Origin of the sequence: Amycolatopsis echigonensis, assembly GCF_014174495.1 — a bacterium.
Classification (GTDB): Bacteria; Actinomycetota; Actinomycetes; order Mycobacteriales; family Pseudonocardiaceae; genus Amycolatopsis; species Amycolatopsis echigonensis.
The window spans coordinates 1-739 of record NZ_JACJHR010000254.1 but is presented as its reverse complement, the minus strand read 5'-3'; the positions used below and the strand labels follow the sequence as shown (position 1 = coordinate 739).

The 739-nt window shown below is 64.8% G+C and carries 1 protein-coding gene and 1 pseudogene; both read left to right on the top strand.

Features of this window, described 5'->3' with window-relative positions; translation table 11 throughout:
* A partial coding sequence (locus H5411_RS46620; RefSeq protein WP_183128042.1) for an MlaE family ABC transporter permease occupies positions 1-390 on the top strand: 390 nt, incomplete at its 5' end.
* 20 nt (positions 391-410) lie between these two features.
* A pseudogene (locus H5411_RS48295) lies at positions 411-739 on the top strand (ABC transporter permease); the annotation flags it as partial.

Here is a 739-nt window from a genome sequence, read left to right as displayed (position 1 = left end):
CCGATCCGGACGCTCATCGTGCCGCGGGTGGTCGCGATGACGTTGATCACGGGGCTGATGGACCTGGTGGCGCTGGCTTTCGGTGTCGTGGGCGGGTACATCGCCGCCGTGCCGATCCTCAAGGCGAACAGCAGCGCGTTCTTCGGCAGCTTCTTCGACAACGCGACGACGACCGACCTCTGGGCGAGCGTGGTCAAGACGTCGATCTTCGGGCTGATCATCGGCGTCGTCTGCTGCTACAAGGGCTTGCACACCGGCGGCGGGCCGATCGGGGTGGGGCGGGCGGTCAACCAGGCCGTGGTGATCGCGTTCGCCGCGATCTGGATATTCAACGCGGTCTTCACCGCGATCATGCTCGGTCTCAACCCCGAGATGCAGATCTACAAGTGACGAGGCGGGGAGAAGACACCGTGACCCGAGCTGTGCAGAACGGCGGAGTCGGCGAAAAGAAGCTGCCCGGTGCGCCGAAGCCCGCCGACGTCGAGATTTCGTTCAAGGGCATGGCGACTTCGGTCAAGTCCGCGGTCGAAACCGGCGGCGATATCGCCCGGTTCTCCGGCCGGACGATCCGGGCGTTGCCCGATCTCCGGCACTCCGCCACCGAAGTCTTCCACCAGTGCGGCGTGCTCATCCTGTCCAGCGGGCTCGTCATCTGGCTCATGCAGTTCGTGATCGGGTACGAGTGCGGCCTCGAAGGCAACTACACGCTCAAGCAGATCGGCGTTCCCCTCTATTCGGG